Genomic DNA, 10,196 nt, shown 5'->3' with positions numbered 1-10,196 from the left:
TGCCGGGTGGCTCAGGGTGCCGGTGATGGTCGTGGTATTGCCTTCCTGCACGGTATTACCGGTGAGGGTCAGCGTCACTTCATCGCCGCCATTCGGCGTACCCGGGGTGCCAGGGTTGCCTGGGGTGCCTGGTTCGTCGGTGATCTGCAGGGTGACCGGATCGCCTTTGACCAGGTTCTCAAAGACCTGTTTGCCCGTGCCTTGCTCGGTGATTCCGTTGATGGCGATGCTTGGAGCACTGCTGCCGACATAGACGTTGTCCGCCAGGACGCCCGACTGCGAGCCACTGATCTGGCCCGCAGGGATGTTGATCACCTCGCCGTTGCTCAGTGTGATGGACAGGCCACCGTGCTGACTCAGGTCGGCACCGGCCGGGCCGGTCAGGGTGATGGTGTAAGTCACCGCCTGGCCTTCCACCGCCGGATTCGGCGAGATGCTCAACTCGGCCTTCACGGTGTCGACGGTGTCGCTCACGGTGACGGTCGTGGTGCCGCTGGTGTTCAGGTTTTCGAAGTTGTGGTTGCCCGCATTCGTCACGCTGATGGTCTGGGTTTCACCGTCACGGTACACGTCATCGCTCTGTGCCACGAACGGTGCGGTGGTCGCGGTGGTGGCGTCCTTGGCAAAGGTCAGGGTCTGGCCGTTGCTCAGAGTAACGGTGAAGGTCTGGCCTGCGGGATGACTCAGGGTGCCGGTGATGGTCGTGGTATTGCCTTCCTGCACGGTATTACCGGTGAGGGTCAGCGTCACTTCATCGCCGCCATTCGGCGTGCCTGGAGTGCCAGGGTTGCCTGGGGTGCCTGGTTCGTCGGTGATCTGCAGGGTGACCGGGTCGCCTTTGATCAGGTTCTCAAAGACCTGTTTGCCCGTGCCTTGCTCGGTGATTCCGTTGATGGCGATGCTCGGAGCACTGCTGCCGACATAGACGTCGTCCGCCAGGTTAGCGGTTTGCGAAGCGCTGATCTGGCCCGCAGGGATGTTGATCACCTCGCCGTTGCTCAGCGCGATGGACAGACCACCGTGCTGACTCAGGTCGGCGCCGGCAGGACCGGTCAGGGTGATGGTGTAAGTCACCGCCTGGCCTTCCACTGCCGGGTTCGGCGAAATGCTCAGCTCGGCCTTCACGGTGTCGACGGTATCGCTCACGGTGACGGTCGTGGTCGCGCTGGTGTTCAGGTTTTCGAAGTTGTGGTTGCCCGCATTTGTCACGCTGATGGTCTGGATTTCACCGTCACGGTACACGTCATCGCTCTGTGCCACGAACGGTGCGGTGGTCGCGGTGGTGGCGTCCTTGGCAAAGGTCAGGGTCTGGCCGTTGCTCAGAGTAACGGTGAAGGTCTGGCCTGCGGGATGACTCAGGGTGCCGGTGATGGTCGTGGTATTGCCTTCCTGCACGGTATTACCGGTGAGGGTCAGCGTCACTTCATCGCCGCCATTCGGCGTGCCTGGAGTGCCAGGGTTGCCTGGGGTGCCTGGTTCGTCGGTGATCTGCAGGGTGACCGGGTCGCCTTTGACCAGGTTCTCAAAGACCTGTTTGCCGGTGCCTTGCTCGGTGATTCCGGAGATGGCGATGCTCGGAGCACTGCCGCCGACATAGACGTTGTCCGCCAGGTTAGCGGTTTGCGAAGCGCTGATCTGGCCCGCAGGGATGTTGATCACCTCGCCGTTGCTCAGCGCGATGGACAGACCACCGTGCTGACTCAGGTCGGCACCGGCAGGACCGGTCAGTGTGATGGTGTAAGTCACCGCCTGGCCTTCCACTGCCGGGTTCGGCGAAATGCTCAGCACGGCCTTCACGGTGTCGACGGTGTCGCTCACGGTGACGGTCGTGGTCGCGCTGGTGTTCAGGTTCTCGAAGTTGTGGTTGCCCGCATTCGTCACGCTGATGGTCTGGGTTTCGCCGTCACGGAATACGTCATCGCTCTGGGCCACGAACGGTGCGGTGGTCGCGGTGGTGGCGTCCTTGGCGAAAGTCAGGGTCTGGCCGTTGCTCAAGGTGACGGTAAAGGCCTGGCCTGCCGGATGGCTCAGGGTGCCGGTGATGGTCGTGGTGTGGCCTTCCTGCACGGTATTACCGGTGAGGGTCAGCGTCACTTCATCGCCGCCATTCGGTGTGCCCGGGGTGCCAGGGTTACCTGGGGTACCCGGTTCGTCGGTGATCTGCAGGGTCACCGGGTCGCCTTTGACCAGGTTCTCAAAGACCTGTTTGCCCGTGCCTTGCTCGGTGATTCCGTTGATGGCGATGCTTGGAGCACTGCTGCCGACATAGACGTTGTCCGCCAGGACGCCCGACTGCGAGCCACTGATCTGCCCGGCGGCGATGTGCACCACTTTGCCGTTGCTCAGCTCGATATCCAGGCCGCCATGCTGGGTCAGGTCGGCACCGACAGGACCAGTCAGGGTGATGGTGTAGGTCACCGCCTGGCCTTCGACGGTCGGGTTCGGCGAGATGCTCAGCTCGGCCTTCACAGTGTCGACGGTGTCGCTCACAGTGATCGTCGTCGTGGCGCTGGTGTTCAAGTTCTCGAAGTTATGGCTGCCGGCATCGATCACGCTGACGGTCTGGGTTTCGCCATCCTTGAACACATCATCGCTCTGTGCCACGAACGGCGCGGTGGTCGCGGTGGTGGCGTCCTTGGCGAAGGTCAGGGTCTGGCCGTTGCTCAGGGTGACGGTGAACGCTTGGCCCGCTGGGTGGCTCAGGGTACCGGTAATAGTGGTCTGCCCCCCTTCCTGCACAGCATTGCCCGTCAGGGTCAGCGTCACTTCATCGCCGCCATTCGGTGTGCCCGGGGTGCCAGGGTTACCTGGGGTACCCGGTTCGTCGGTGATCTGCAGGGTCACCGGGTCGCCTTTGACCAGGTTCTCAAAGACCTGTTTGCCCGTGCCTTGCTCGATGATTCCGTTGATGCCGATGCTTGGAGCACTGCTGCCGACATAGACGTTGTCCGCCAGAACACCCGACTGCGAGCCACTGATCTGCCCGGCGGCGATATGCACCACTTTGCCGTTGCTCAGCTCGATATCCAGGCCGCCATGCTGGGTCAGGTCGGCACCGGCAGGACCGGTCAGGGTGATGGTGTAGGTCACCGCCTGGCCTTCGACGGTCGGGTTCGGCGAAATGCTCAGCTCGGCCTTCACGGTGTCGACGGTGTCGCTCACAGTGACGGTCGTGGTGGCACTGGTGTTCAGGTTCTCGAAGTTGTGGTTGCCCGCATTTGTCACGCTGATGGTCTGGGTTTCACCGTCACGGAATACGTCATCGCTCTGGGCCACGAACGGTGCAGTGGTCGCGGTGGTGGCGTCCTTGGCGAAGGTCAGGGTCTGGCCGTTGCTCAGGGTGACGGTGAACGCTTGGCCTGCCGGGTGGCTCAGGGTGCCGGTGATGGTCGTGGTGTTGCCTTCCTGCACGGTATTACCGGTGAGGGTCAACGTTACTGCATCGCCGCCATTCGGCGTGCCCGGAGTGCCAGGGTTGCCTGGGGTACCCGGCTCGTCGGTGATCTGCAGGGTGACCGGATCGCCTTTGACGAGGTTCTCAAAGACCTGTTTGCCCGTGCCTTGCTCAGTGATTCCGTTGATGGCGATGCTTGGAGCACTGCTGCCGACATAGACGTTGTCCGCCAGAACACCCGACTGCGAACCACTGATCTGCCCGGCGGCGATGTGGACCACCTTACCGTTGCTCAGCGCGATATCGAGACCACCGTGCTGACTCAGGTCGGCACCGGCAGGACCGGTCAGGGTGATGGTGTAGGTCACCGCCTGGCCTTCCACCGCCGGGTTCGGCGAGATGCTCAGCTCGGCCTTCACGGTGTCGATGGTGTCGCTCACGGTGACGGTCGTGGTCGCGCTGGTGTTCAGGTTCTCAAAGTTGTGGCTACCGGTATCAATCACGCTGACAGTCAGGGTTTCGCCGTCACGGTACACATCATCGCTCTGCGCCACGAACGGATTGGTAGTCGCGGTAAGCGCGCCCTCGGCGAAGGTCAGGGTCTGGCCGTTGCTCAGGGTGACGGTGAACGCTTGGCCTGCCGGGTGGCTCAGGGTGCCGGTGATGGTCGTGGCATTGCCTTCCTGCACGGCATTGCCGGAGAGGGTCAGCGTCACTTCATCGCCACCATTCGGCGTGCCTGGAGTGCCAGGGTTGCCTGGAGTACCCGGTTCGTCGGTGATCTGCAGGGTCACCGGATCACCTTTGACCAGGTTCTCAAAGACCTGTTTGCCGGTGCCTTGCTCGGTGATCCCAGAGATAGCGATGCTCGGAGCACTGCTGCCCACATAGACGTCGTTCGCCAGGTTAGCGGTTTGCGAAGCGCTGATCTGGCCCGCAGGGATGTTGATCACCTCGCCGTTGCTCAGGGCGATGGACAGACCACCGTGTTGAGTCAAATCGGCACCGGCCGGCCCGGTCAGGGTAATGGTGTAAGTCACCGCCTGGCCTTCCACGGCCGGGTTCGGCGAAATGCTCAGCTCGGCCCTCACGGTATCGACGGTGTCGGTCACAGTGAGGGTAGAGATTGCACCGGTATTGAGGCTGCCAAAGCCATGGTCGCCCGCATTGGTGACGGTGATGTTCTGGATTTCACCGTCCTGGAACACATCATCGCTCTGGGCAGCGAACTCACCGGTCGTTGCAACTGTTTCACCGGCTTTGAACGACAAAGTCTGGCCATTGCTCAGGGTCACCGTGAAATCCCTGCCTGCCGGCTGGCTCAGGGTACCGGTGATGCTGATCAGCCCCCCTTCCTGCACATTGGTGCTGCTCAGGGTCAGCGTGGCCGCAAGCGGCTGAGGCTCGGGTGGTAATTCAGGTACTAGCACCGCTGCCTGCTGTGCCGGTGTTGCATTGCCCACGAACTCTCGCGCTTGCTCAACAGCAACGCCAAGTGGCCCGGTGGGGAAACCAATGGTGGGGGCGACCGACCCGCCCACTGCTTCAAGCATCACAAACGAATGGCCGCCCCCGATGCCACCAGGGTTCGCACCTGCCCCGGTTGGGCCTGCCGCGGTCGCTTCGAGTGCGGTTGTCGGGTCAGCACCGGCGGCGATGGCTTGTTGCAGTTCGTCAACGGATGGTGCGGCCTGCGCAGTGGCGGCGCTCAGGTCGGCCACGCTATCTGGGGCATCGGCGCTCCACTGGGTGTCGCGCCCCAGGTCGAGGATGCGCCCATCGGCCAGCTCCAGGCTCACCGCACCACCAGGGCCGGTCTGGATCTGTTCACCCGCGAACACTCGATCCCCTTCCACAAGCACACGCTGGGTGCCCTCTGGGGAAATAGCGATTACCTGGCCAACAATACTTTTGACTATGGCGATGCTCAAGGCGGCTCTCCCGGGCAACGTTTGCGATTGGCTTCCATGTTCGGCCATGCTTCGAGTGTTGTCGGCTGGCTACAAGGATGGTCTATTTTTATAAGTGTTTATTTTTTGACGCCAACTATCAGGCTTCGTGATTCAACCTTTATATAACACCGCTATTGATATCAGTTACCCAATAATAAACAACAAAACAAATAATGGCCTAATGACATTTCGATATTAAAGAAGATATTTTCTGCTTCTTCCTGCAAGCTACAGCCACCCTACTCGCAATCTGGAACATTGGTACCAGCGGCTATAGAGAAAGATTAATGCGAGCGTCACTCGTTTCCTCTATTCCGTTTGTCCTCGCTCCGACCGGGGCGGCCCGAAGCCTGCCCAAAGTGTCAGGTTTTGAAACAGCTTCATGCCTTTTCAGGTAAGCCGACAGACCTGCAACTTTTTACATCGGGTGCTTGTTCCCCAGCATCTTGCGAGCGCGCTGCATCCAGAGGAGATATTTAACATTCGCGGTCCGACAAGATATTGGCTTGCTCCGAGCACAAAATATTGTCGCGCGTAGAACTGCTCGCCGTCGTTTACGAAACCCCCTAACGATCCAGCGGGAACTGGCGCGCGTAGTTAACGTAAATGGGTCAACGACTGGTCACCCGAATAGATTATCAACCGTCTACAGATCGATTTTCCGGACGATAAGTCTATGCGGCTCTGTGAGAGAGCAATTTGTCAGGCTCTCTACATTCAGGCACGAGAGGCCCTCAAACGTGAACAAGCGGCAAGCTCATAGACCTGATCCGTTCTGCAATTGGAACGCTGATCGAGCGCTCAACCCGATTCACAGTGCTCGTCCATCTGTCTCGCGAGGGAGGCCAGGGGCTTGCTCCCGGGTGAAGGGGCAAGGCCCAAAAACAAAAAAGCCCTGAATAATCAGGGCTTTAATGAGGAATGATGGCGGAAGCGTAGAGATTCGAACTCTAGGATAGTTGCCCATCGACGGTTTTCAAGACCGTGGCACATATCCCCAATCCATGCTGGCTAAGAGGCGAAATCGATTCCAAAACAAAGACGAAACGGCGCGGCTACAGGCCGCATCCTGCAAGGGTCTCCATTTCAGTTTTGGAACCGATTTTTGTGGTTTCAGCGCTCGCTTGACCTTACTCTTGCGTTTAATGCCAAAGCGCCATGAGTCCAGCCCCCCCCGTCCTATAAGGATTCGAGATGAACGATCCGTTGAAGCACTCGAAAGCCAACATCCGCGCAGCCCAGCAAGCGATAGAGGCAATGATCAATGCCTCGTCGTTCGACAACTATGAAAATGAGTGGCGAGAATACCTCGGCCACTTGGAGAAAGCGTGGGTCAAGGTCGAACGGGCCTGTGTACCAATCCAGGCGAAATTCCAGCCATGGCAAGGCAAGTTCCAATCCCTGCGCCGAAAGGACATGCTGCTGCGTTACCTAAAAGCAGCCCGAGATGCGGACACCCACTCCATTCAGGATCTGACCAGACTAAATCCCGGCTACAGGACGATGAATTTTGCCAACCCGCGAGGTGGATATATAGAGAGACTGGAAATTGGAGCCAACGGCCAGATTGTCGAGTACCGGGGGGACCCAATGATAGTCACTGATATCCCCCCTCAACCTGTTGCCCTACCTGTCAAAAACAACGGTCAATGGTACAACCCACCAACCTCGCATCTTGGAAACCAGGTAGTGGATCAGCACCCCACAAACCTGGCCAAAATGGGGCTCCACTTCTACACAGAATTTATCGCGGACGTTGAACGGACCTTTTTCTAGGCTAAGCAATGACACCGGTACTGCAGCAGTAGCGGAAAAAATCGACCTCAGGCTGCACCCCCTGCGGCCTGCGAATCGAGCCTGTCTAATATGGTTCGGCCAGTTTCGGCCACTTTCGCCAGTAAAACCGAGATCCTTTTGAGCGGTTTTAGACACCTAGAACCACCCTCCTCCGGCGTTCTGCCGACCTACTCCAAATCCCTCTAAGACTCATCCAGCGCCCACAGCCTGGCTGCCTCGGCAAGCTCGAGCCTGTCGACTAGATCCCCGTCATCGACCACCTTTCGGCGATGCCCGGCGTAGGCCATCTCGCTGAGGACGGCTGCGCGCCCATCAAGATCAGCCACCAAGGCAACTTAGTCATTCAATTCGGCCAGACAGGCCATGACATGATTCCTTCTGCACCGTCCGCTTTCGACCCAGAGCTGCCTTTGAATGCAGCAGCAATCCTGTGGCAGCGGTGATATCACCGAGCCCCTATTCGCCGTCATTCAACCTCTGGGGTAAGCTTCGCAATAGACTTCAGTGACCAAGGGTGATAAACGGCGATGGGCTTGTTCGATCGATTGTTCGGCGGTCGCTTCACACAACCTCCACCCGATGAACCACGGATGAGCGACGCCGCGATAATGCGAGAGCTTTACCCGCTGCGTGCACAGTTGAAAGTATTTACTCAAGTTTTGTTGGCGCGCCTACCTGAAAAAGAACGCATGCGTCTCGTCAGAAGGGTATTGCGCTATTACAACCAGGGAGAGGATCCAGCCACCGCGCTCGTCAGCGGTCTTTTGAACGCAGAGAAAGGCCAGTCACTCAGTCATCTGATACTCATGGCCGTGGATGTGCGTGGCTTCGATGATTTCGAGTACCTGGCACCGAAGCTGGTTGAAGCCAGCGGTATTGACCAGGTCTATGCCTGCAAGCATGAAGGGACACAATCACTGATGCAGGTTCTAATCGATTTCGATCGATGGCTGATCGGGTTCGGAAAGCGCTTTCTGCATGTGGATACAGGCGGCGCCGATTACGTAGGTTGCATAATTGAACATGATGGCGTTGAAAACCTAATTGCGCTGGCCAAGGAGGCTGGCATCAACGCACGGCTCGATCCCTTTTGAGGCACGTTGGCAGGCTGCTTTTGAACCCTGGCAGGTGCTGAAATTAACTGACTTCGCGGGTGCACCACGTACTCTGAGGGAGCAGGTTCATCGAGGCGTCGAACCGCCGCGAAGCAGGCGCCGCGTTAGATGGCACCGCCTGTGCGGGTGTTCGCGGGTAAACCTGCTCCTACAAAGTTTCCTATCGGGGCCTACGGCAGCTTCGCGTCGAAAGCGGCCGTTCTCGACAGACCGCTTTCGACCCATTGCGGACACTGAGGCTCTACGCTGAAGTCTAGACCCCTTGTCTTCCTCTAAACGCTCAACCTAGTTATCAGCGTCCACTGTCGAGCCGAGGAATTTCTCGGCAAGTCAGCTATCTATCGTCGCACTCACTTGCCCCCAAGGTTCGCCCGAGCCCATTGCTCAGCGGTGGTTACTGGAATCGACTGCTGTTCGTTGAAGGTTCCCGATTTAGGCCATGCCACACCTCTGCCCTGTGCGAACACAGCACGGTACTTTTTGATGTGATGGGTAGGGTCTTTTCTCAGCTCATCCATCAGGAACGGAACAGTCCACACGTTAGTTTTGAACGGACGACCCAGCGCATGTTCGAGGATGTTCGCGACTTGTCCATACGACACCGTGTCGCCTGAGAGATAGACAATCTCGTTGCGGAAGCGAGGTTCGAAGAAGACGATTTCCGCCGTGAGAGCGCCGATGTCGTCTGGTGTAGTGAGCGTCACGCTGTTCTCAAGACTGCCGAGAGCGTTAACGGTGTCATTGTCGAAGTCGACGACCTCAAATACGGGCTCGAAAAGGAAGCTGGTGAACATGCCCGTCGAGATAATGACCCATTCAGTTTTGTCTTGCGCACGAAGCGCCTCGCGTACATCGAGTTGAGAATCGAAAAGATCTTGGGGGCTGCCCCGACCGATCACTTCGAAATCCACGCCAAACTGCCACGGGAAGTAGCGCTTCACCCCCGACCTTAGCGCTGCGGTTGCCAGTTTCATGGGGGTTTCTCGACCCGCGACCATGCCGGCACAGCCTATGACGGTATCGAACCGGGCGAACACTTCAGCTAACTGTTCAATTGAATCGTTCACCAGGTCCGCTGCGACCATCTGAATGCCCAGCCCGCGAAGCTCATCGATTTCGGCCTTTTTCTCCGGTATCTGGGAGTTGATGGTCGACTCTCGGAGAAGAACGCTGATTTGGGAACCGGGTGCGCGTTTTGCCACTCGCACGAGATTGCGCAAAACTGGGAAACCAAGTTCCCCGGCGCCGAGAACAAGAATGGATTGAGGGGCAAGTGGGGTTGCTTCGGTCATGATTCCTCCTGAGGCGTGATGCCTATAACATGAGCAAATGCTGGCATGATCAGGCAGTACTCGTAAGAAGGCACACGCGTGATACCTAGGAGGAATAAATGACCAATCAGGACGCTCTGAGCCAGGCAGAAGCCATCTGCCAAACGCTCCGAGAAGATGATGATGGCGTCAGGCGGGAAGTCCTCGCTCACGCAGGTAGCCGATGGTCATTGGGCATCCTGCATGCCTTGGGCGTGTACGGCACGATGCGCCACGCCGAGATAAAAAGGCAGATGACTGGGGTTACCCAGCGAATGCTCACCAAGACGCTACGCGCCATGGAGCGGGATGGATTACTGCTTCGACGGGAGTTCGGGGAAATTCCGCCGCGCGTCGAATACGAGCTGACGCCGCTGGGTATGGAGCTGTTGGTTCGGATGTCCCCCGTTTGGATGTGGGTGGTCGAAAACGCTGAGGAATTCCGCGAGGCTCGTCGCGCTTTCGACAGTCAAGATGAAAAGAAGCCCGCCTGGCAAATCCCCACCCCGGCACTTTTTGATCCAGAGTAATCGATAGCGTGCACCCTCATTAAGATAAGTAGCACTCGATCTGACCTGGCAAAAATTGAACGCATGCCTTTGGCCTACAGCCGCCCTTCGCGAAGGGC

5 protein-coding genes and 1 pseudogene are annotated in these 10,196 nt (G+C 58.4%); 4 read left to right on the top strand and 2 right to left on the bottom strand.

Annotation, left to right across the window (positions count from 1 at the left end; genetic code table 11):
• A partial coding sequence (locus CAG46_RS23785; protein ID WP_143493571.1) for a retention module-containing protein occupies window positions 1-5,373 on the bottom strand: 5,373 nt, incomplete at its 3' end.
• Between the two features lie 434 nt (window positions 5,374-5,807).
• Between CAG46_RS23785 and CAG46_RS29200 the strand changes: the two are divergent.
• The 3 genes and pseudogenes from CAG46_RS29200 to CAG46_RS23765 all read left to right on the top strand — a co-directional run.
• A pseudogene (locus CAG46_RS29200) lies at window positions 5,808-6,207 on the top strand (hypothetical protein); the annotation flags it as partial.
• A gap of 333 nt (window positions 6,208-6,540) precedes the next feature.
• Window positions 6,541-7,122: a hypothetical protein gene (locus CAG46_RS23775; protein WP_085615049.1), complete on the top strand. Its 582-nt coding sequence runs from the start codon at window positions 6,541-6,543 to the stop codon at window positions 7,120-7,122.
• A gap of 611 nt (window positions 7,123-7,733) precedes the next feature.
• Entirely contained in the window at window positions 7,734-8,237 is a 504-nt protein-coding gene (locus tag CAG46_RS23765; RefSeq protein WP_371917548.1) for a hypothetical protein, read from the top strand.
• A gap of 371 nt (window positions 8,238-8,608) precedes the next feature.
• On the opposite strand, the gene CAG46_RS23760 is transcribed toward CAG46_RS23765, so the two are convergent.
• Entirely contained in the window at window positions 8,609-9,550 is a 942-nt protein-coding gene (locus tag CAG46_RS23760; protein WP_085615045.1) for an aromatic alcohol reductase, read from the bottom strand.
• A gap of 98 nt (window positions 9,551-9,648) precedes the next feature.
• Here CAG46_RS23760 and CAG46_RS23755 point away from each other — a divergent pair, with 98 nt between their 5' ends.
• Window positions 9,649-10,098, top strand: a complete 450-nt coding sequence (locus CAG46_RS23755) for a helix-turn-helix domain-containing protein (RefSeq protein ID WP_085615042.1) — start codon at window positions 9,649-9,651, stop codon at window positions 10,096-10,098.
• The last annotated feature ends 98 nt before the right edge of the window (window positions 10,099-10,196 follow it).

The sequence above is a fragment of the Pseudomonas sp. B23(2017) genome (assembly GCF_002113725.1).
GTDB lineage: Bacteria > Pseudomonadota > Gammaproteobacteria > Pseudomonadales > Pseudomonadaceae > Aquipseudomonas > Aquipseudomonas putida_Z.
The sequence above is the reverse complement of the archived record's forward strand: the minus strand, read 5'-3'. Positions and strand labels throughout refer to the sequence as shown.